This window comes from Rhodococcus sp. SORGH_AS_0301 (assembly GCF_030818285.1).
Classification (GTDB): Bacteria; Actinomycetota; Actinomycetes; order Mycobacteriales; family Mycobacteriaceae; genus Rhodococcoides.
This window is the reverse complement of record NZ_JAUTAC010000002.1, coordinates 1275018-1295503: the sequence shown is the minus strand read 5'-3', so window position 1 is coordinate 1295503 and position 20486 is coordinate 1275018. Positions and strand designations below refer to the sequence as shown.

Sequence of the window (20486 nt, the reverse complement as noted above, 5' to 3'; positions counted from 1 at the left end):
GACTCAGGCGCGTGCGGACCGTACCCGCCGCACCGCGTCGTCGACGGACCCGCGATGCACTCCCCCGTGTCCGGGAATCAGGACGTCGGCGTCCAGGCCGACGAAGGCGTCGAGCGCGTCGAACTCCCGCGGCCGGTCGTGCGCGAACAGGGGCGGCAGCATCTGCGGTCCGGTCCGAACGCTCAGAGCGTGTCCGGTGACCAGAGCGTCACCGGACAGAACGGCCCCCGCACCCGGCACGTGATACCCGGTGTGACCGGACGTGTGACCCGAACTGTCGAGCGGCACCGGCCCGCCCGGCAGGTCCAGCGGCCCACCCGGCACGGATCCGACGACCGAGTCGAACCCCTCGGCGTCGGCGACGGCGCCCGATTCGGTTCCGCCCGCGCGAGCGATGCGCACCGTCCATGCGAGCGCACCGCGCCGCCAGACGTTACGCGCCACGTCGAGCGGCGATGCCTGTTCGAGATACTCACGTCGGGCATGCCGAGCCTCGGTGTCCGAGGTGAGCACCGGCGTGCCGTAGGTCGAGGCGAAGTGGCCGGCGCCGCCGATGTGGTCGATGTGCGCGTGTGTCAGCAGGATCGCCCGCACGTCCTCCGGACGCCGACCGACACGACGGAGCGATTCGACGACCGCACCGACGTACCGCGGATATCCCGAGTCGACCAGCGTCACGTCCTCGCCGTCGACCAACAGTGTCCAGTTGACGTCCGGCCCGAAAGCGACGTGCACGCCGTCGGCGACGGTCGTGACTTCGAGTGTGCTCACGACTTCCGAGTATGGACGGTCGGGAGCCCCGGGGGAAGACCGACGAGTCTGCTGACGCGACACGCCGATGACACGACCGAGCGGAGCCGGGTGTGTCATGACGTTGGTCACCGACGACGCGAAAAGCCCGAGGCGACAGCCGCTCCCGCTCCTCGGGCCTCGTGTCGTGCACTACGCTGGTTCGACGTGATCGACGATCGAAATCTCGGCTCCGGCGCCTCCTCCACGATGACCACCACCTCACCCCACGACACCGCTGCGGACGACACCCCCGTCACCCGGCGGTGGAGTCCCGGCGGCTGCGTGTGGTGCGGCAGCCGGACCGACATCGAGATCTACCGGGACGAGCCCCGGTGCGGTGAGTGCCGTGAACACGAGAACACGATCGACGCGGCGCGTCGCTTCATCGGCATGTACGGCCTGCGTCCCCTGGGCGGCGCGGTGACGTCCGACGACGACGAGGAGCTCGAGCACCGCACCGCGGCTCGCAGTGCGCGTGCCGCTCTCGACCGGGTCCGCCTGCCGAAGCGTCCCGCGGCCGCCGACGTCCGGAAGGCCTCGGCCCGCGCCGGTGCGTCCGCCGCCGTCCGCACCACCCCGTCCCGCTCGTCGTCCTCCGCTCCGTCGGGTGCCGTCAGCACGGTGGACGTCGCCGTGCTCGCCGATCGCGTGACCGGTCTGCTCGAGCAGCTCACCGCCATCGAGACCGGCATCGCCGACGCCGAGGCGTCGTCGGGTCTGCCCGCGCGTGCCCGGCTCAGCGACCTGCAACGTCAGCGCGCCACCGTCATGTCGACACTGGCCGCGCTGGAGAAGGCCCGCCGCGGCAGCGCAGGCTGACCGACACGCTCGATCAGGCCGGCTGAACCTCACGCAGCGCACCGGTCGCCACGTCGAACACGAAGCCGCGCAACGACGTCGTCCGCGAGACGAACGGACTGAGCTCGATGCGCCGGAGCTGTCGCCGCAAGCATCGCGACAGGAACACTCGCGCTCGGGTCTCCGGACTGCTCGCGGTGCGACGGTGCGAACAGGGTTGGGCTCGAGGTGATCCGAGTGACTCGGGTCAGCCGATCTCGACGGCGCGGCGCACCGCGTCGGTCGGTGGCGACTGCACCGCGGGCGCGGAGCCGCGGAGCACGTCCAGCACGGCCTTGGGACGCGCGAGCATCTCGCGTACGAACTGCCGCAGCAGCGAGCGCCGGGAACAGTCACAGGGAGCGACGACACCGCCGGCATCGATCCCAGCAGCTCGGCACAGGGCCACCGCACGTGCGGCATGGGTGTCCTGACTGACGATCAGGGCCGTCGACACTCCGTACGTCGCCACAGCGCGTCGGCACGTGTCGTGGGTCGTCAGACCGTACGGGTCGGCCACGATGCGGTCGGGATCGACGCCGCGGCGCACCAGGTAGCGCGTCATCACCTCCACCTCGTCACCCGACGTGCCGGCGGCGTTGCCCGACAACAGAAGTGCGCGCACGGTACCGCGACGCACCAGATCGAGTGCCGCGTCGAGACGACCGGCGAGAAACGACGACGGTTCGCCCTCCTGGACCCGAGCGCCCAGCACGATGGCGACGGGAGCGCGCGGCGCGGTGTCCGCCGTGTACAGCCGACCGTGGGACGAGGCGGCGACCCACGCCGCCGATCCGAGCACGACGACGAGCACCGCGGCGGCGGACCCGCCGACGGCACGGATCAGATGTCGGCGCCCCACACGTCTCATGTCCCCAGTCCATCATGTGAGGGTTCCGTGAAGATCGGCGCCGCGATCCTGACCACGGAGGCCCGGCTCGGTAGCGTCGAGGCATGCCCACCACCCGCCTCCGCCGTACCGTCGCCGGCGTCGTCGCCCTCGCGGTGGTCGCCGTCGCGGCGGTGCTGTGGACCGCGCCCGAGCGGTGGTACCCGTGGGACACCGCCGACTTCCCCGCGGCCGACGCGTCCCTGTCCCCGGCGCAGCAGCGTGTGCTCGAGGTGGTGCAGCGTGAATACCGCGATCCCCGTCCCGCCACGTTCTACTCCGAGGGCGTCGACGAGGCTTGGTGCGCCGACTTCGTCAGTCACGTGATGCGCCAGGCCGGACAGCCGTTCACCAATCCGCACTCGGGTGGGTGGCGCATTCCCGGTGTCTACACGTTGACGGAGTACTACCAGGAACAGGGCCGTTTCGCGCCGGTCGGCGACCACTCTCCCGCGGTCGGCGACGTCGTCCTGTACGAGTCGGGTGGGCCCGTCGGGGATCTGCTCGTTTGGCAGCACACGAACATCGTGGTCGCGGTGGACGGGGACACGGTCACGACCGTCGGCGGAAACGAAATGGGCGGGATCCGCATTCACGATCTGGACTGGGCGGACGACTCGGCGGTGCTCGGTTTCGGCCTACTCGGGTCCTGAGGTCAGGAGGCGGGAACCGGGCCGTCGTCGGGCTGCACCGCGTCGCCGTCGCGTTCGGGATACAGCGGTGCCACCGCGAACCGGCCGTAGACCGCGTCCCCCGGCAATGCCTCGACCGCGCGGATGCCGTCCAGGCCCGCGAGCGCGGCGAGTTCCGGAACACTCGCACGTACCAGAACTCCTGCGGCGCAGTCACAGTCGGCCTGCAGGCGTGCGCGCACCACCGTCGCGATCGCGTTCCCGCGCTGGTCGCGTCCGGGCGGAACGAGGCCGGCGGCGAGACGGACGGACGACGCGAGCACGGAGTCGGTGTCCGGCACCGGGACCACCACGAGCGGGGTCTGCACGCGGTCGATCGGCACGTGCGCATAGACGACCGAGACCCTGATTCCGTCGACGGTGGGCGCGATCTCGTCGGCACGCATCGACCGGGTGAAGGACACCAGCGCCCACCGATCTCCGTCGCCGGAGGGCGGGTCCACCCGGGCCACGTACTGCGCGGCGGTCTCGTCGTTGTCGGGACCGAGGGCATCGGTGCGAACCGACGAACCACGGACCGGGTCGAGGACACCGAGCACGAGCACCGCGACGATCAACGCGACGACCGACGCCGCGGACACGGCGCGCACGCGTCTCAGCCCGCTCTCAACACGTCCAGTGCGTGCTGCAGATCTGCCGGGTACGGGCTCGAGAACTCCACGTAGCGGCCGTCACCGGGATGAGTGAACCCGAGTGCGCGGGCGTGCAGCCACTGGCGTTCGAGGCCGAGCCGTTCGGCCAGGCGCGGATCGGCACCGTAGGTCAGATCACCGCAGCACGGATGCCGCAGCGCCGAGAAGTGCACCCGGATCTGGTGAGTGCGCCCGGTCTCGAGGTGCACGTCCAGCAGGCTCGCGGCCTGGAACGCCTCGACCGTGTCGTAGTGGGTGATGCTGGGCTTGCCGTCGGCCGTGACGGCGAACTTCCAGTCGTTGCTGCGGTGTCGTCCGATGGGCGCATCGACGGTTCCGCTGCTCGGGTCCGGATGTCCCTGCACCAGAGCGTGATAGCGCTTGTCGATCGTGCGCTCCTTGAACGCGCGCTTGAGCACGGTGTACGCATGCTCCGACGTCGCCACCACCATCACGCCGGACGTCCCGACGTCGAGACGGTGCACGATGCCCTGACGCTCGTGGACCCCGGACGTCGAGATGCGGAATCCAGCGGCCGCGAGACCACCGATCACCGTCGGTCCCGTCCAGCCCACGCTCGCGTGCGCGGCCACTCCGACCGGCTTGTCCACGACGACGATGTGGTCGTCCGAGTACAGGATCTCCATGCCCGGCACCGGCTGTGCCTCGATGGTCAACGGACGCGCGGGCTCGGGCAGTTCCACCTCGAGCCACGTGCCGCCGCCGAGACGGTCGGACTTCGCCACAGTGGAACCGTCGACCTGGACCGCGCCCTCCTCGGCGAGGGTCGCGACGACGGTCCGCGACAACCCCAGCAGCCGAGCCAGTCCCGCATCCACGCGCATGCCGTCGAGCCCGTCCGGAACGGGCATCGACCGTGTCTCCCTCACGCCTTCTTCTCCGACTCCGTCGCCGCTGCGCTCTCGGTCACCGCGGGGTCGTCACCCTTGTCGTCGGCACGGCGAGTCCCGTCCGGCTCGATCCCGAACAGCGTGATGATCACCAGCAGGACGGCCCCGCAGACGATGGAGGAATCGGCGACGTTGAAGACCGGCCACCAGCCGATGGACACGAAGTCCACGACGTGACCCTGCAGCGGGCCGGGCGAGCGGAAGAATCGGTCGATCAGATTGCCGAGCGCGCCGCCCAGCACCAGGCCGAGGCCCACGGCCCACCAGCCGGAGCGAAGAGTGCGTCCGATGCGGATCACACCCACCACGACGGCGACGGCCACCAGCGTCAACAGCCAGGTCATGCCCGTGGCCATCGAGAACGCCGCGCCCGCGTTGCGCACCATGCGGAGGGTGACGGTGTCACCGATGATCTCGATCGGTCGACCGGGCTCGATGACGGCGACCGCGACGATCTTCGTGAGCAGGTCCAGGGCGAGCACGACCGCCGCGACAGCGAACAGCCGTCGGGTACGTCGGGCCAGGGGTCGGTCCGGATTCTCCACGTCGGTCACCCCACCATTGTCCACTACCTGCCCTCACCGCTCACCGGCCGCTCAGGATCCGACGCTAACCTCGGGCGCGTGACACTGCTCTCGACACGACCCCGCCGACGCTCCACCACCCTCGTCGCCGCGGCAGCGGTCACCGTCGTCCTCTCGCTCGGGGCGTGCGGGACCGACACCGACGTACCCGCGACCGAGGAGCTGACCCCCAGCACGTCCGCGGTCACTCTCCCGGTCTCCGCCGTCACCACCACGCTGGTCGATGCCGGAGCCGAGCCGCGGACCGTCGTCACCGCGACCCCGTCGGAAGCAGAGCAGACCGCGACCCTCGTGGCCGAGTCGACCATCAGCCAGCAGATCGACGCTGCCGAGTCGCAGGACTTCTCGACCCCGCCGCTGACGCTGCCGATGACGGCGACCTCACGCTCGGCGGCCGGGTCCGACGGACTCCAGGTCGACATGACACTCGGTGCGGCCACCACGTCGGACGCCACCCTGCAGGCGAGCCTCGGGCCCACCGCGGGATCGTCCGCAGGCTTCGCGACCACGCCGTCGGGTGCCGTCACCGCACTCACCATCGATCCGTCGCCGGACGCCCGGGACATCGCTCGATCAGCCGTCGAGCAGGCGCTGTCCCAGGCGGTGTACCGCGCCGTCCCGTTCCCGGCAGAGCCCATCGGCGTCGGCGCGAGATGGACCGTCACCCAGGAGGTCGTCAGCGGGATCTCGCTGCTGCAGACGACGACGGCGACACTCACCTCGTTCGACGACGGCGTCGCGACGGTCGACGTCGCCGTGACCCAGTCGCCGGAGGAACCGATCTGGCAGCTGCCCGACGAGCAGGGCACCCTGAACATCGAGTCGTTCGTGATGACCGGCCAGGGGCAGTTGCGGATCGATCCGTCCAAGCCGCTTCCCCTGGGCGGCACGGTCGCCGTCGGCGGCGACCAGGTCTACCGGGACGCCAACAGCCAGACGACGCTGAAGCAGACCACCAGCAACACGGTGACGTGGAGTTGAGACGACTGGGCGCGGTCACGGCAGCGCTCGCGGTGGTGCTCGTCGGATGCGGCACCGATCGGGACGTCGGCGACACACCGAGCGAGGCCGCGCCCGAGGCACCCACCGTCGGGCTCCCCGCCTTCACTCCGGTCCCTCCGCCGTCGGCCACCGGCACCGGCCCGATCACCGACAACGCTCTGCTCGCCGGTCGGCTCCTGAGCATCGCCGACCTCCCACCCGGCTACACCGGCTACGACCTGCCTCCGCTGGACCCCAGCGCTCCGGGCGCGACGGCCGAGGACCGGTCGAGCACCGACCCCGCCGAGTGCGCCGCGGTGCTGGCGCCCATCGCCACCCAGGTGCCCGGCGTCATCAGCGCCGCATCCGTCTCCTACGGCGGACCCGACTTCTCGTCGATCGACCAGGACGCCGCGAGCTACGACGGTCCCGGCGCCCTCACCGCGTTCGCGGCCGTGCAGGACTCGCTCACACGATGCGCGACCTTCAGCGGCACGGACGCCGACGGTGTGCGGGTGGACTACCGCGTCGGCGCCTCGACCCTGCTCACCGACGTCGCCCCGATCGGCGACGCCTCCGTGGCGGTGCGACTCGCGGTGAGCAGCGACGGCGTGTCCCTGACGACGGACGCGATCCTCACCGTCTCCGGATCCACCCTGAGCCAACTGGTGGCCACCGGGACCGAGCCCGTCGACCCCGACCTGGTGCGGACGCTCGCGCGCACCGCCGCCGACCGGCTGCGCTGAGACACGACGACGCCGGCACCACCCGAAGGTGATGCCGGCGTCGTGTGGTCGGTACTGCGGTGTCAGGCGGTGCAGGCAGGCGAGGTCAGCTGCGCCAGCGACACGATCGCGCAAGCGTTGTCCTTCGACAGCTTCCACTCCCCGTCCTCGGCCACGTAGGCGACCTGGAGCGGGTTGACCTGGCCACCGAGATCAATGGTGGCGTTGGAGCTGAGCGTGCCGTCGCCCAGATCGGTCACGTCGAGGACCTGAATCTTCGCGTTGTTCACGCGAGCGGCCTCGGCGACCTTGTTGATGAGCTCCGGATCGGCTTCCGCGCCCTGCACGTACTGGACCTTCTGCTCGAGCGGCACGTTGGGATCGAGGCTCTCCTGCAGGCGCGTGTTCAGCTCCTCGGCGGTGGGAACCGGGTGGGAGATCGGACGGTGCCTCGGCAACTGCGCTGGAGGTGGTGGCTGCCGACGTGGTGGCGTCGGTGGTGCCGCCGTCCTCGCCGCTGCTGCACGCCGTCATCGTCAGGGCGGCGGCGACTGCCATGCCTGCCACCAGTGCGCGTCCGGTACGGGGAAGCTTCACGTGTACGTCCTTACATCTCGTGAGTTGACTCGGTATCGAGCGTCGGGCCAGACCTTACCGACCAGTTCTGAGGAAACGGTAAAGCTCGTCGCGCTCTCGAGAGGGGTCACAGGGTGGGCGGCGTCGGCCGGCGCGGTGGCCGCCGCGCGCACCGCACGGGGTAGCGCGCACTCTGCATCCTGCGCAGAACACCGCGCGCTGCGCACGGGGCGAACCCCTGGCCGGGTGCGGGGTGCCGGATTCGACGCCGCGCCGGCTCGCACCGCGCGCATTCAGCCCACCGAGCCCCGATCAGTCGAACAATGAGCCATTCAGCTGATTCGGGAGGCTGCGAATGTCGCACCCTGACCCGCGCTGCCATTGCTCGCGTAGGTGAGATGCGCAAAGGAATTGAATCCGCCGATCTGGCACACCGGGTCTCCGAAGTTGCAGAAACTGCGGGCGCGCGGGCCGTAGGTTCCGCTCGCCGACTCGATGGTCCTCCCGGTCAGACCGAACGGGTTGCCGAACACGACGACGGCCTTGACCCTGTCGGCGACGCCGGCGGGCAGCACGGAACCGGTGAGACTGCTCGGGGTGCGCAGACCCACGGCATTGGTGACCACAGTGGCACCCTGTGAGTACCCACCGATGATGAATTGCGTTGCAGGACATGCTGCTGCGACGGAGGTGATGTGCGCGACCAGGTCACGCGAGCCGGGCCCGGCGCTGGCCTGCGAGAAGTCGGCAGCGTAGTTCACGGCGTAGGTGCTGACGGACCGTCCGGCGAGCGTGGAGGTGACACTGCTGGTGAAAGGTCCACCGGTGATGCCGAGTCCGGGCAGTTCACCGGTCCCGCGTGCAAACGAGACGTCGACGTCCGTACACGGCGCCGCGGTGGCCACAGCGCTGGGAACGACCAGGGCCGCAGCGGCGACAGACGCCGCTGCACACACCCGAGCGAGAAGTCTGACATTCATGACGAGCCTTTCCCCGAAGGTCAGTGGACTCGGTCACGGTAACGGACTGAAATGTCGGGTGACAGTACTTGTTCGCACACATCACAATTGCACGAACGCATTTCCCGCATGTCACCGGAAACGCCGAAGACACGGAAGGAACGAGCGCCGGAAGACCGTCACGACGAGCAGTTCGGACGCCGAAACCTCCTCGTGTCGTCCCGGGCGTCGACAGATGCTGCCGACACACCGCTCAGACGCCGAGAACGGCTCGGGCCTGGAGGGCCACCGTGCGATCCGCCGCGAACGCCGCCGCCCGCAGCACGGCCGACGCCGCGGGCGCGTCGATCCGGTGACGACCGGCCAGGACACCGATGGCCTCGTCGATCAGGTCGCACTCACCGCCCGGATCCGCCGGTACGCCTGCCAGGCCGGAGGTGACCAGTTCGTCGCCCAGCACATCGGCGAGTCTGCCCACCGCCGCGACGGTCCTCTCGTCGGGTGTGCCGAGGGGACCGCGTCCGTGGCACTGCAGGGTGCCGACCCGGCTGCTCGCTCCGACCGCGACGGTCCGGACCCATCGCACCCCCGACTCGATGAGACAGTCGACCAGCAGGGGCCATCGCACGCGATCCGCCGCCGAGTTGACCGACACACTGTGCATCCGACCGTCCGCCATCGTCTCCGCGTGCGGTCCCTCGCCCAGGAGGTACTGCAGATCCGCCAGCTGCACGGCATCGTGGGCGGTCGGGTACAGCACGCGCCTGCTGTCCGGGGCGTGCGTGGAGGTGAGTACCGCGGTCGCTCCGTCCGCGTGCAGGAGATCTGCACAGACGGCGACCCACTCGGCTCCGCGCAGACCCGCGAGCGGATGCCGCTGATCGCTCACCATGGGAGCGAGGCTCGCAGCGTGAACTTGGTGCCGGGCACGGGCACTCCTCGTCGTACGGGTGCGGCGACAGACGCCGCAGTCACGCGTATTCGGCGGTGCGCGCCCCGCGGATGGGTCACAGGACTCGATCGGTGAGCCTCAGGCCAGACTGTCCATCGGATCCGCCACCGCGAGGTGCTCGTCGTCTCCGGAGAAGGTCCGCGCCACCCCGGGGCCCGTGCTCCGCGTCTCGAACCGCACGGTCACCACGTCGTGCCCTGCGCCCTGCACCCACCCGTGGCCGTACTCGTCGTGTCGGACGTCGAGCCCCGGCCGCCAGAGCAGGACGTCGCTCGTGACGACCGGCGCGGGCTCGGCCGCGGTGACCGAGGAGTCGACGTCGAGGCCCTCCTGGTCGAGTTCGGGGAACAGCGACTCCTGCCGGACCGTCGACAGCCCGGCGAGGCCCACGCCCACGAGTCGGATACTGCCGAGGTCGCGCGGATCGAGAGCCTGCCGCTGCGCGGTGGCCACGATCGTCGCCAGATCGACCGTCGCGTACGGCAGTGTGGCCGAACGGGTCACGATGCTCATGTCGGACTTGCGGAGCTTGAGGACGACGGTGCGGGCCGCCCGCCCGTCCTTCGTCAATCGGGTGTGGGCGGCCTCCGCGCTGGCGACGATGGCGGATCGCAACCCGGCCATGTCGACGATGTCGGTGGCGAAGGTGGTCTCGGCACTGACCTGTTTGGACTCGGCGCGTTCCGCCACGGGTCGATCGTCGAGACCACGTGCGAGACGGTGCAGGCTGGGGCCGACGGCGGAACCGAGTACGGACGCGGCCTCCGCCTCCGGCATCGCGGCGAACGCACCGACCGTGTGCACTCCCAGTCGGCGGAGCTTGTCCTCGGCCACCGGCCCGATGCCCCACAACTTCCGCACCGGCAGAGTCTCGAGGAGGGCGGCCTGGTCCGCCGGAGAGACCACCCGGATGCCGTCCGGCTTCGCGAGACCCGAGCCGATCTTCGCGATCTGCTTGCCCGCTCCTGCTCCGATGGAGGCGACGAGCCCGGACGCGTCCAGGACTGACGCACGCAGCGCGGCGCAGAACTCCTCCACCTCGGCGACGGTCGCTCCCGCCAACTCCGCGGGCTCACCGAACGCCTCGTCGAGCGAGAGCTGTTCGATCACCGGCACGACGCGCCGCACGGTGTCGAAGACGACGGTGGAGAGAGCCGAGTAGACCTTGCCGCGGGGCGGCACCACCACCGCACCGGATCCGACGAGTCGTCGAGCCTGGTGCATCGGCATCGCCGACCGGGCACCGAACACGCGTGCCTCGTAGCTGCATCCCGCCACGACGCCTCGACCACCGCCACCGCCGACGAGCACGGGTCGGCCCCGCAGCGTCGGCCGGGTGAGCTGCTCGACCGACGCGAAGAACGCGTCCATGTCGAGATGCAACACCCAGCGTCTGCTGCGCTCGGCCGACCCGCCGCTCACACCGTCAGGCCTTCACCAGCGATGCCCGCACTCCGTCGCCGAGATCGACTGCTGCCGGACCCGGATCGCCGACCTGCAGATCGGTGGCCAGGATCTCGCCGGCGATGAGATCGCGGTGCGTGTCGAACCAGGACCGGCGCTCGGCGGGAACGTCGACCGTCACCGCGATACGGTCGGACACGTCCAGACCCGCGGAGCGTCGGGCGTCCTGGAACTCGCGGATGCGATCCTTGGCCCACCCCTCGGCCTCGAGCTCCTCGGTGACCTCCGAGTCGAGCACGACCAGCCCGGCATTGCCCGGGAGCGCCGCCGTCGACTCCGGTTCCGCCGCGACCAGGCGCCGGGTGAACTCCTCGGGCAGCAGCTCGAGACCTGCCGCCGTGACGACGCCGTCGGTCTCGCTCCACTCCCCTGCCTTGACCGCCTTGATGACCGCCTGCACCTGCTTGCCCAGACGCGGACCGGCCACGCGGGCGTTGACGACGAGCTCGAAACGGCCGTGCACGTCGACGTTCTCGGTGAGATCGACACGCTTGACGTTCACCTCGTCGGCGATGAGGTCCGCGAACGGGCGCAGCCGCTCGGCGTCGTCGGCGGCGACGGTGAGCTCCTGCAGCGGCAGGCGGACGCGCAGGTTCTTCGCCTTGCGCAGCGACAGTGCCGCGCCGCAGACGGTGCGGACCTCGTCCATCGCCGCGACCAGCTCGGGATCGGCCGGCAACTCGGTACCGACCACCGGCCAGTCCGCGAGATGCACGGAGCGCCCACCGGTGAGTCCCCGCCAGACGACCTCGCTGACGAGCGGGAGCATCGGGGCCGCGACGCGGGTGAGCACCTCGAGCACCGTGTGCAGAGTATCGATCGCGTCGGCGTCCTCGTTCCAGAAGCGCTGACGCGAGCGCCGCACATACCAGTTGGTCAGCGCGTCGCAGAACTGACGCAACTCGTCGCACGCCCCCGCGATGTCGACCGCCTCCAACGCCTCGGTGATGACGCGCGTGGTCTCGGCCAACTTGGCCAGGATGTAGCGATCGAGCACGTTGGTGGAATCGGTCCGCCACGTCCCCGGCTTCGACGCGTACAGCTGCAGGAAACTCCACGCGTTCCACATCGGCAGCAGTGCCTGCCGCACACCCTCGCGGATGCCCTGCTCGGTGACGATCAGGTTGCCGCCCCGCAGGATCGGGGACGACATGAGGAACCACCGCATGGCATCGGAGCCGTCGCGGTCGAACACCTCGTTGACGTCCGGGTAGTTGCCCTTGGACTTGCTCATCTTGAGCCCGTCCTCGCCCAGCACGATGCCGTGTGCGGCGACCGTCCGGAAGGCGGGCCGGTCGAACAGCGCCGTCGCCAGGACGTGGAGGGTGTAGAACCACCCACGCGTCTGACCGTTGTACTCGACGATGAAGTCGCCCGGGTTGTGCGTGGAGAACCACTCGGCGTTCTCGAACGGGTAGTGCACCTGGGCGAACGGCATCGAGCCCGACTCGAACCAGCAGTCCAGTACCTCGGGGACTCGACGCATGACGGACCGGCCCGTGGGATCGTCCGGGTTGGGACGGGTCAGCTCGTCGATGAACGGCCGGTGCAGGTCGTTCGGACGGACGCCGAAGTCCGCCTCGATCTGGTCGAGACTGCCGTACACGTCGGTGCGCGGGTACGCGGGGTCGTCCGACACCCACACCGGGATGGGGCTGCCCCAGTACCGGTTCCGGCTGATGTTCCAGTCACGCGCGCCTTCGAGCCACTTGCCGAACTGGCCGTCGCGGATGTGCTCGGGCACCCACGTGATGTCCTGGTTCAGCTCGACCATCCGGTCGCGGAAACTGGTGACGGAGACGAACCACGACGGCACCGCCATGTAGATCAGCGGCTGACCCGAACGCCAGCTGTGCGGGTACGAGTGCTCGATGGTCTCGTGCCGCACCAGCTTTCCCGACGCCTTGAGGTCCTTGATGATCACCGGGTTGGCATCGAAGATCATCAGACCCTCGTACGGCGGCACCATCGCGGTGAACTTGCCGCCCGCATCGAGCGGCTGCACCACCTCGATGCCGTTGGCCGTGGCGACGTCCATGTCCTCCTCACCGAAAGCCGGTGCGAGGTGGACGATTCCGGTACCGGAGTCGGTGGTCACGTAGTCGGCCGACAGCACACGATGACTGTTCTCGTGACCGAGGAAGACATCGAACGGCGGCGCGTAGGCGAGACCGATCAGATCGGCACCGGTGTGTTCGGACACCACCACGGGCTCGTCGCCGAACTCACGGGCGTAGTGCGACACCCGATCTCGGGCGAGCACGACACGGCCGCCCGCGCCGTCCTCGATCTGCACGTAGTCGATGTCGGGGCGTACGGCCATCGCCAGGTTGGACGGCACGGTCCACGGGGTGGTGGTCCAGATCAGTGCGTCCGCACCGTCGAGCGGGGAGCCGGGCGCGCTCAACGTCATCCGCACCGTGACCGCTGGGTCCTGACGCATCTTGTAGGCGTCGTCGAGCCTGGTCTCCTGGTTCGACAGCGGCGTCTGCTCGTACCAGCTGTAGGGCAGCACACGGAAGCCCTGGTACACCAGGCCCTTGTCGTGCAGTTCCTTGAACGCCCACATGACCGACTCCATGAAGTCCAGGTCGAGCGTCTTGTAGTCGTTGTCGAAGTCGACCCACCGGGCCTGACGCGTGACGTAGTCGCGCCACTCACCGGTGTAGCGCAGGACGGACTGCTTGCAGTAGGCGTTGAACTCGGCCAGACCCATCGAGTCGATCTGACTCTTGTCGGTGATGCCGAGCTGCTTCTCCGCCTCGAGCTCGGCGGGGAGACCGTGACAGTCCCAGCCGAACCGTCGCTCCACCTTGCGCCCGCGCATGGTCTGGAAACGCGGGATCAGGTCCTTCACGTAGCCGGTGAGGAGATGGCCGTAGTGCGGGAGGCCGTTGGCGAAGGGCGGCCCGTCGTAGAAGACGAATTCGTCGGCGTCGGCACGCGCGTCGACGCTGGCTCGGAACGTGCCGTCCGCGTCCCAGTGCGCGAGGACCTGCTGCTCGAGAGCCGGGAAATCGGGACTGCCGGACTCCGAGGCGTAGCGGACGCGGGGGTACCCCGCGTCGGGCGTCGTGGTGTCGTCGGTGGTGGTCATGGCTGCGGTGCTCCTGTGCCCGTTCGATGCGGCACGGGGACGACGACCGGCACTCTGCGCCGGGAGCCGCGGTACCACCCCGCTTGGCCGCCGAGGCGACCCACTCTCCGATCGAGCTGTGACGGGCTCGACCCGTCCGGTTCTACTGAGCACCGACCCGTGCGGGCCGAGACCGTTCTTCCGGACAGCTCCCCGGTGATGGCCGGATCATCGCTGGACCTACCTGTACTTCGACGTGAGGCATTCTACCGCCGCCGGCCCGCGAGGGCACCGGCGAGCAGCAGGACCGCACCCACGAGACACACCGTGATGCAGGCCCAGGCCCACACCACGGATCCCGTGACGAGCGAGACGACGAGTAACGCGAACCCGACGCCCGCCAGAACCAGCGTCAGAACAAGCACGCACTCATCCGTTCACCCTCGATCCCCCCGCTGGTTCCCCCCGGAACAGCCTCGACGAGGACGGATCAGTTGTTGCCCTTGGCGTACGACTGTCCGAAGTTCGACGACTGGCCGTTGTCCTTGCTGAACGGATCCTGACCGCTGTCGACCGGCAGTGCGGACGAACGCTGGTCGAGTTCCTGCAGCTGGGACTCGAGGTAGGACTTGAGGCGGACCCGGTACTCGCGCTCGAACGTCTTGAGGCGCTCGATGCGCTCCTCGAGGACCGAACGCTGCTGGTTGATGGTCGCCATGATCTCGGTGTGCTTGCGCTCGGCATCGCTCTCGAGCGCGTCGGCCTTCTCCTTGGCCTGGCGCAGCTGTGTCTCCGAGCGCGTCTGTGCGTCGGACAGCAGCGCGTCGGCCTTCTGGCGAGCCTCGGAGACGAGGGACTCGGCGCGGCTCTGCGCCTCGCTGACCAGACGGTCCGAGTTGGCGCGAGCGCTCCCGAGCAGCTGCTCGGACTCGGTCTTCGCGTCACCGGTGAGGCGATCGGCCATCTCCTGGGCGAGACCCAGGATCTTCGCAGCCTGCATGTTCGAATCGCCGGCGGACGACGCCGCGGCGGGGGCAGGAGCCGGTGCCGGAGCGGCCTGAACGACCGGTGCCGGCTTGGCGGGCTCCGGACGCGGTGCCGGTGCGGGGGTGGGAGCAGGCGCGGGGGCAGGGGTGCTCTGACGCGACGCTGCCGAGCTCTTGGCCTCGGCGAGATCCTGATCGAGCTCTCCGACCCGCTGACGCAGGTCGGCATTCTCCTCGATCAGGCGCGACAGCTCCTGTTCGACGAGATCGAGAAATGCATCGACCTCGTCCTCGTTGTATCCGCGCTTACCGATGGGCGGCTTGCTGAACGCGACGTTGTGCACATCGGCGGGAGTCAGCGGCATGGAAGGGTCCCTTCACGCGTCTCGAGAGCGGTGGAGCATCGACAAGCGATGTACGCGAGCATTCGTTCGATCAACAGTGGCAGTGGCACCCGGCTGCCGTAGTGGGGGCAACCAGGACATTCAGTTATATCGCACAAAGAGCGATGGTCACTCATCGTGCACCTTCGAGCAACATTCTGTCACACGGGACACTGTCGCCGTCGACGGAACTCACCGTCAGCCGACGCCCTGCACCACGCGCATCAGGATGAAGACGATGAAGAGCAGCACCATGATGGACAGGTCGAGCCGGACACCGCCCAGATTCAGTGGCGGGATGATGCGCCGCAGCAGTTTGACCGGCGGATCGGTGACCGTGAAGATCGCTTCGAGTACGACCACGACCACACCCGTCGGACGCCAGTCACGTGCGAAGGATCGGATGAACTCGACGATGATCCGGCCGATGAGCAACAGCCAGAAGACGAAGAGGATGAAGTACAGGACCGCGAACACTCAGCTCACCGTCCTGCGAGACGCAGGAGAGACCGACACCGACACAACTTTCTGATCACGCACGACACCACAATGCCATCTCGCGACACGGGGAGGCCATCTCGCGACACGGGGAGGCCATCTCGCGACACGGGGAGGCCATCTCGCACCGCGAGACCGGCCCACCGCGCCGTGTGAGACGTCACTGCTGGTTGTAGAAGCCCGTCTCGGCGATCCGGCGACGCTCTTCGGCAGAGACGTCGACGTCGGCGGGTGAGAGCAGGAACACCTTCGTGGCGACCTTGTCGAACGAACCACGCAACGCGAACGCGAGGCCCGCGGCGAAGTCGACGAGGCGCTTGGCGTCGGCGTTGCTCATCTCGACCAGATCCATGATGACGGGCGTGCCGTCACGGAAGCGCTCGCCGATCGTGCGCGCCTCGCTGTAGTCGCGCGGACGCAGCGTGGTGATGGTCGACATGGGGCCCCCGTCGTCGAGTGCGGCCTGGCGGCGGTCGGACACGCGCGGTTCGGCGTGACGGGGCTCGCTGCGACGCAGCTCCGAGTGCGGGTCCATGCGAGTGTCCATCGCGAGGGCGCCGCGGGTGGAGGTGCGCATCGCGCCGCCGGAGCGGGATCCACCACCGGAGCGCGACGACAGCGGCGCCACCCGAGCGCTGTGCCGGGGCTCGGGACGCTCGTAGTCGTCGTCCTCGTCCCGGCGACCACCGACGAACGCCGGCTCGGCGTAGTCGCGATCGGCGTAGTCATGGTCGTCCATCGATTTTCCGTATCCGCCACGCGACGACCGGGATGCGACGGGCGCATCCGTGTCGTCGAGGTAGTCGTCCTCGAAATCGTCGAGTGGGACCATGCCGAAGTAAGCCTTGAACTTGTGCAACGTGCTCATCGGTCGACCTTCCTGGCGTGGCGGTGTGGCTGGTACTCGTGTGACTGGAGTAAGTCCGTGGTGACGATGGTGTTCATGTCGTCAAGGCGAGGTTATCGGCCGTGGACCGAGGATTGCGGTTCCGACACGCACACACGTGGACCCGTGTCGGACAGCCTCTTCCAGGTCGCCCGTCATCCCGGCCGAGAGTCCGGTCGCGCCCGGATGCGAGGCGAGGACCTGCGTGTGAAGACGCTGCAGATCCTCGAACGACGCATCGGCGTCCGCACCCAACGGGGGCACCGCCATGAGCCCGGCGAGTCGCAGACCCGAGGTCTCGGACACCTGCGCGGTAAGTGCCTCCAGGTCTTCGCGGTCCACGCCTCCGCGATGCGTGTCACCGTCCAGACTCACCTGCACGTAGACGTCCAGATCCGCAGTCCTGTCACCGTTGTCCACCGCACCCGCGACCGCCTTGCCGAGTGCGGTGACCAGACGGTCGGTGTCCACCGAGTGGATCGCATGTGCCCAGGCGGCAACAGCTTTCGCCTTGTTGCGCTGCAGGCGGCCGATCATGTGCCAGCGCACACCGTCGGTGCCGATCTCGGCGACCTTGGGAGACGCGTCCTGCTCGCGCGACTCGCCGAACTCGGTGCACCCGAGCTCGCGCAGCAGTGCGACGTCGGAGGCCGGGAAGAACTTGGTGACGGGAAGCAGGGTCACGGAATCGGGTGCGCGATCCGCGGCCGCACAGGCGCGCGACAGCCGATCGCGGACCTCGGCGAGATGGTCCTCGAGATACGTCCGCCGATCGTCCGGCGCGGTCACGAGGTCGTGTCCATCCACACGACACCGGCGTGCCGCCCCGTGGGCGACCCCCGGCGGTGGCTGAACAGCGAACGGTCCGTGATGGTCTCGCGCGGATCCGCGGCCACTCCGGCGACGCCGGCCTCGAGCAACTGGCGACGCAGGCCCGCCCGGATGTCGAGACCGGGTGTGCCCTTGCGAGTACGCGTCGCACTGCCCGGCAGGTGGGTCTCGACGTCGATCTGCATGGTGCGGGGCACCTCGTAGTCGTCTCCCCCGGCCGCCGGGCCGAGGAACGCCTCGATCCGGGAGACGGCGGCGCCCGCGGCCACCATGGCGTCGAGAACGCGCGGGACGATGCCGATCCGAGCACCGACGCGGCCGGCGTGAACGGCGGCGACGACGCCCGCGGCATCGTCGGACAACAGGAGCGGTACGCAGTCGGCGGCCAGGACGACGAGCGCGAGGTCGCGCTGGGTGGTGACGAGGGCGTCGGTGGCCTCGACCGGTCCGGAGACCGGTCCGTCCACCGTCGCGACGGATCGACCGTGGATCTGGTCCATCCACACGAGACGCTCGGGAGACAGGCCGATCTTCTCGGCGAGACGACGCCGATTGGCCTCCACGTGCGCCGGGTCGTCACCGACGTGATCACCGAGATTGAAGGAATCGTAGGGCGGTTCGGACACGCCTCCGGCGCGTGACGTCGTCACGCGCCGGACACGGTAGCCGCGGTCGGAGATGCTCACCGACGCATGAAGGAGGGCACGTCCACGTCGTCGTCGCCCTCGTCCTCCACCCGGACGGGATGTCCGGTGGCACGCGCGGCGCGCTCGCCGATGGGGGGAAGAGACGAGGACGGCGCGTCGCGGAAGACGGCGGGACCGTCGTCCTCGGTACGCGTCTCGCCCGCGCGAGCCGTTCCCACGGTGGCGCCGCGAGACTGACTCTGCGGTGCCTCGATGGGGCGACGGGCCGGACCGCTGCCGTCGAAACCGGCGGCGATGACGGTGACGCGCACCTCGTCGCCCAGCGAATCGTCGATCACGGTGCCGAAGATGATGTTGGCGTCGATGTGCGCGGCCTCCTGCACCAGCGATGCCGCTTCGTTGATCTCGAACAACCCGAGATCGGATCCGCCGGCGATGGAGAGGAGCACTCCGCGTGCACCCTCCATGGACGCCTCGAGCAACGGCGAGTTGATGGCCGACTCGGCCGCCTTGATGGCGCGCCCCTCGCCGCGCGAGGACCCGATGCCCATGAGGGCACTGCCCGCACCGGACATGACGCCCTTGACGTCGGCGAAGTCCACGTTGATGAGGCCGGGAGTGGTGATGAGGTCGGTGATGCCCTGGACACCGTTGAGCAGCACCTCGTCGGCGGAGCGGAACGCGTCCATGAGGCTGACGGCCGCGTCGCCGAGCTGCAGCAGCCGGTCGTTCGGGATGACGATGAGGGTGTCGCACGACTCGCGCAGACCCTGGATGCCGACGTCGGCCTGACCGCCGCGCCGCTTGCCCTCGAAGGAGAACGGGCGTGTCACCACACCGACGGTGAGGGCGCCGAGCTTGCGCGCGATGCTCGCGACGACGGGGGCTCCACCGGTGCCGGTACCGCCACCCTCGCCCGCGGTGACGAACACCATGTCGGCACCCTTGAGCACCTCTTCGATCTCGTCCTTGTGATCCTCGGCGGCCTTGCGGCCCACCTCGGGATCGGCACCCGCGCCGAGGCCTCGGGTGAGTTCGCGACCGACGTCGAGCTTGACGTCGGCGTCCGACATGAGCAGCGCCTGCGCGTCCGTGTTGACCGCGATGAACTCGACTCCCTTGAGTCCCTGCTCGATCATGCGGTTGACCGCGTTGACGCCGCCGCCGCCGATGCCGACGACCTTGATTACGGCGAGGTAGTTGTGCGGGGGCGTCATGGGCTCTCGCCTTCCGTGGTTGGTGTGCATGATGCAGTCGAGGCAAACCCTCAACCTGAACCATAGGTTCATAGTTATGTCAAGTGATCGACTGGGTGAAACGCTAGAGACACCGCTCGGCGGGTTCCATTAGGCGCGCCGACACGCGCAGGAAAAATATGTGGGACGTCACCGTCACCGAATGGTCGGCAGATCCGGACTCGACACGTCGTAGGTCTGACCCGGCTGCGTGAGCAGTGGCAGAGCGATGGACGCCTTGTACTCCGTGTCCTCACTGCTCCCCCACACCACGACCCGGCCGTCGTACAACGTCAACGACACCGCCGAGATGGTCGGCGCGTCGATCTGTGCCACCTGCGATCGCAGCGGACCGGGCAGCGCGGTGAGCACCGACAGGGCCGCACGGGTCTCGAGGTTGCCGAAGGACGGGCTGGCCACCACCATGCGCACCACCCCGGGCGGGGGCGGTTCCACCGCGAAGTCGACGGCCTCGGCGTCCATCAGATGGGTACCATCCGCCGCGTCGAAGAAGACGACGGGAACGCGCTCCTCGACCGTGACCCGCACCGTGGACGGGTACACGCGCTGGACCCGGACCGACGCGACCTTCGGGATGGCGGCGACCCGCGCCGCGGCAGCATCCGTGTCCACTCTCGGCAGGGGTGTCCCCTCCTCGACCTGCAGCGTCTGCACGACCTGCTCGCGCGAGACCGCGGCGTTGCCGTTCACCTGCACGGAGGAGACCGCCCACAGCGGACCGAAGTACGACACCGCCACGAAGGCGACCGAGGCGACGAGCGCGAGAAGGATCAACAGCTTGCCGCGGCGACCGACACGCGGTTCGCGCGCCGGCGCCCGCGTCGACGTGCGCGACCGCGTCGACCGCTCCGCACCGACACGACGCGGTGTGGCCGCGGGTCGGGTGCGGCCGGTACCGCGCGCGTTCACGGTCTGTCGTCCTGCCATGT

21 protein-coding genes and 2 pseudogenes are annotated in these 20486 nt (G+C 69.2%); 4 read left to right on the top strand and 19 right to left on the bottom strand.

Annotated elements, in window-relative coordinates; genetic code table 11:
* Positions 1-3: 3 nt before the first annotated feature.
* A complete protein-coding gene (locus QE397_RS06750) occupies positions 4-771 on the bottom strand; it encodes an MBL fold metallo-hydrolase (protein WP_027505869.1) in 768 nt (255 codons plus the stop codon).
* Positions 772-957: 186 nt separating this feature from the next.
* Here QE397_RS06750 and QE397_RS06745 point away from each other — a divergent pair, with 186 nt between their 5' ends.
* Positions 958-1611: a hypothetical protein gene (locus QE397_RS06745; RefSeq protein ID WP_307092468.1), complete on the top strand. Its 654-nt coding sequence runs from the start codon at positions 958-960 to the stop codon at positions 1609-1611.
* A gap of 13 nt (positions 1612-1624) precedes the next feature.
* Here QE397_RS06745 and QE397_RS06740 read toward each other — a convergent pair.
* Both QE397_RS06740 and QE397_RS06735 read right to left on the bottom strand, forming a co-directional pair.
* Positions 1625-1741, bottom strand: a pseudogene (locus tag QE397_RS06740) (carbonic anhydrase); the annotation flags it as partial.
* Positions 1742-1837: 96 nt separating this feature from the next.
* Entirely contained in the window at positions 1838-2491 is a 654-nt protein-coding gene (locus QE397_RS06735; protein WP_373425280.1) for a vancomycin high temperature exclusion protein, read from the bottom strand.
* 92 nt (positions 2492-2583) lie between these two features.
* On the opposite strand from QE397_RS06735, the gene QE397_RS06730 reads away from it, so the two are divergent.
* A complete protein-coding gene (locus QE397_RS06730; RefSeq protein WP_307092464.1) occupies positions 2584-3171 on the top strand; it encodes a CHAP domain-containing protein in 588 nt (195 codons plus the stop codon).
* Positions 3172-3173: 2 nt separating this feature from the next.
* Here the strand turns inward: QE397_RS06730 and QE397_RS06725 are convergent, their stop codons facing one another.
* From QE397_RS06725 to lspA, 3 genes are read right to left on the bottom strand one after another with little or no spacing between them, the layout of a single operon-like run.
* Positions 3174-3800: a hypothetical protein gene (locus QE397_RS06725; RefSeq protein ID WP_051613372.1), complete on the bottom strand. Its 627-nt coding sequence runs from the start codon at positions 3798-3800 to the stop codon at positions 3174-3176.
* Between the two features lie 5 nt (positions 3801-3805).
* On the bottom strand, positions 3806-4732 hold the full coding sequence (locus tag QE397_RS06720; RefSeq protein ID WP_027505865.1) for an RluA family pseudouridine synthase: 927 nt from the start codon (positions 4730-4732) through the stop codon (positions 3806-3808).
* Positions 4729-5307, bottom strand: coding sequence for a signal peptidase II (gene lspA / locus QE397_RS06715; protein WP_231476321.1), 579 nt, complete (start codon positions 5305-5307; stop codon positions 4729-4731). The genes QE397_RS06720 and lspA overlap by 4 nt, the downstream gene beginning before the upstream one ends.
* 69 nt (positions 5308-5376) lie before the next feature.
* Here lspA and QE397_RS06710 point away from each other — a divergent pair, with 69 nt between their 5' ends.
* Together QE397_RS06710 and QE397_RS06705 are read left to right on the top strand one after the other, a co-directional pair.
* Positions 5377-6318, top strand: coding sequence for a hypothetical protein (locus QE397_RS06710; protein ID WP_027505864.1), 942 nt, complete (start codon positions 5377-5379; stop codon positions 6316-6318).
* Positions 6309-7064 (top strand): sensor domain-containing protein, encoded by a 756-nt coding sequence (locus tag QE397_RS06705; RefSeq protein WP_307092461.1) that lies wholly within the window; start codon positions 6309-6311, stop codon positions 7062-7064. The genes QE397_RS06710 and QE397_RS06705 overlap by 10 nt, the downstream gene beginning before the upstream one ends.
* A gap of 62 nt (positions 7065-7126) precedes the next feature.
* On the opposite strand, the pseudogene QE397_RS06700 reads toward QE397_RS06705, so the two are convergent.
* The 13 genes and pseudogenes from QE397_RS06700 to QE397_RS06640 form a co-directional block, all read right to left on the bottom strand.
* A pseudogene (locus tag QE397_RS06700) lies at positions 7127-7601 on the bottom strand (hypothetical protein).
* Positions 7602-7951: 350 nt separating this feature from the next.
* Positions 7952-8599: a cutinase family protein gene (locus QE397_RS06695; protein WP_056445560.1), complete on the bottom strand. Its 648-nt coding sequence runs from the start codon at positions 8597-8599 to the stop codon at positions 7952-7954.
* A 232-nt stretch (positions 8600-8831) separates the two neighbouring features.
* Complete coding sequence (locus QE397_RS06690; RefSeq protein WP_307092458.1) at positions 8832-9470, bottom strand: hypothetical protein; 639 nt, start codon at positions 9468-9470, stop codon at positions 8832-8834.
* Between the two features lie 138 nt (positions 9471-9608).
* Positions 9609-10901 (bottom strand): DNA polymerase IV, encoded by a 1293-nt coding sequence (locus tag QE397_RS06685; RefSeq protein WP_373425279.1) that lies wholly within the window; start codon positions 10899-10901, stop codon positions 9609-9611.
* A gap of 55 nt (positions 10902-10956) precedes the next feature.
* Positions 10957-14091 carry an isoleucine--tRNA ligase gene (gene ileS, locus QE397_RS06680; protein WP_307092455.1) on the bottom strand — a complete coding sequence of 1045 codons (3135 nt, stop codon included), beginning with the start codon at positions 14089-14091 and terminating at the stop codon, positions 10957-10959.
* A gap of 245 nt (positions 14092-14336) precedes the next feature.
* Positions 14337-14495, bottom strand: a complete 159-nt coding sequence (locus tag QE397_RS06675; protein ID WP_307092454.1) for a hypothetical protein — start codon at positions 14493-14495, stop codon at positions 14337-14339.
* A gap of 65 nt (positions 14496-14560) precedes the next feature.
* Complete coding sequence (locus QE397_RS06670; protein ID WP_027505857.1) at positions 14561-15421, bottom strand: DivIVA domain-containing protein; 861 nt, start codon at positions 15419-15421, stop codon at positions 14561-14563.
* A 216-nt stretch (positions 15422-15637) separates the two neighbouring features.
* Positions 15638-15916, bottom strand: coding sequence for a YggT family protein (locus QE397_RS06665; RefSeq protein ID WP_027505856.1), 279 nt, complete (start codon positions 15914-15916; stop codon positions 15638-15640).
* Between the two features lie 181 nt (positions 15917-16097).
* The gene (locus QE397_RS06660; protein ID WP_027505855.1) at positions 16098-16805 is read right to left on the bottom strand and encodes a cell division protein SepF; all 708 of its coding nucleotides are present in this window, start codon (positions 16803-16805) and stop codon (positions 16098-16100) included.
* Between the two features lie 81 nt (positions 16806-16886).
* Entirely contained in the window at positions 16887-17612 is a 726-nt protein-coding gene (locus tag QE397_RS06655; protein WP_222645408.1) for a YggS family pyridoxal phosphate-dependent enzyme, read from the bottom strand.
* Entirely contained in the window at positions 17609-18334 is a 726-nt protein-coding gene (gene pgeF, locus QE397_RS06650) for a peptidoglycan editing factor PgeF (RefSeq protein ID WP_027505853.1), read from the bottom strand. The genes QE397_RS06655 and pgeF overlap by 4 nt, the downstream gene beginning before the upstream one ends.
* A 2-nt stretch (positions 18335-18336) precedes the next feature.
* Positions 18337-19518, bottom strand: a complete 1182-nt coding sequence (gene ftsZ / locus QE397_RS06645) for a cell division protein FtsZ (RefSeq protein ID WP_027505852.1) — start codon at positions 19516-19518, stop codon at positions 18337-18339.
* Positions 19519-19692: 174 nt separating this feature from the next.
* Positions 19693-20484, bottom strand: a complete 792-nt coding sequence (locus tag QE397_RS06640) for a cell division protein FtsQ/DivIB (RefSeq protein WP_307092449.1) — start codon at positions 20482-20484, stop codon at positions 19693-19695.
* Between the last annotated feature and the right edge of the window lie 2 nt (positions 20485-20486).